At 27.6% G+C, this 1,083-nt stretch carries 2 protein-coding genes; one reads left to right on the top strand and one right to left on the bottom strand.

Annotated features, from left to right (window positions below; all coding sequences use genetic code 11):
• The first annotated feature begins 191 nt into the window (after positions 1-191).
• A complete protein-coding gene (locus AC1DJR_RS30970) occupies positions 192-353 on the top strand; it encodes a hypothetical protein (protein ID WP_162181135.1) in 162 nt (53 codons plus the stop codon).
• 168 nt (positions 354-521) lie between these two features.
• Here AC1DJR_RS30970 and AC1DJR_RS30965 read toward each other — a convergent pair.
• On the bottom strand, positions 522-1,083 hold a 562-nt coding region (locus tag AC1DJR_RS30965), incomplete at its 5' end, for an ATP-binding protein (RefSeq protein WP_477004362.1).

The following is a 1,083-nucleotide window of genomic DNA, read 5'->3' as shown; positions in this document are numbered from 1 at the left end:
TAGGCACAGAAACATTTTAAAGAAAAAGAGCTATTTTAAAATGTACCCTAAAAACGTTTTTCCTAAAAAGTAGTAAGAATTTTTAAATTGTTTCTGTGCCTAATTAGATGAAAATAATATGATAAATTGTTTAAAAGAGATAAAAATAAGTTGCTTTTATGGAGAAATATACRTCCCATACTATTAGAATTATGTCAAATTGTAGTTTGCAAATTACATTTCAAAGTATAAAAGGGGCATTTATTGCAGCTCGAATATCTATTACTGATTTATTGCATAAAAAGGTAGCTGCACAAAAGTACAGCTACTTTTTTCTTGAAAACATTATTATGCAAATAGCATACTTAACGTAAACTTGCGCTTAACGGTACTTGTGAATAAATTGTGAAATTGCTACTCTAKGTTTCTAACTAAYATTTTTGCACCAGAACCATATAAAAAGAGGACGAATAGTTACGTCTTCTTTTTATATGGTTATATTAGCTACAAAATAATATCATTTAAATAAATCTTCTATTATWTTAGCAGGGGATAGTGATAGAAAAGTGTGTWCCTTTTCCTAGTTCACTTTCTATCTCTATATCTCCGTTTAATTCTTTAATAATACTGTACGCAATCATAGTACCAAGCCCAGTACCTTTTTCTGTTGTTGAATAAAATGGCAAGGCAATACGTTTTATTTGTTGGGAAGACATTCCTATTCCTGTATCAATAATATCAATTACAATATTATCTTTTATTTTTTGTATATTTATTTGTAATACGCCACCATTTTTCATAGCCTCAATTCCATTTTGTATGATGTTGGTTAGACATATTTTAAATTTTTCAGTATTAGCATTTATGTAAAGGGAATCTGTTGTAATATGCTGTTTTATTTCAACATTATATGAAAGAGCGAGTGGTGAAATATTATCTTTCACTTGATTTAATATGTAATTAATATCTAGTTCCTCTTTTATAATGTTTTGTGGTTTGGTTAAAGATAAATAGTTATTAATAGTAGATTGTATTTGCTGCATTTCAAGTAACATAATTTCTAAGTACTTATCTTGAGACATCTTAGCACTCTCATCTTCATTT

The sequence above is a fragment of the Bacillus sp. 05T31 genome, assembly GCF_056396725.1.
Note: the sequence above shows the minus strand (reverse complement) of the source record. Positions and strands in the feature narration are given on the sequence as shown.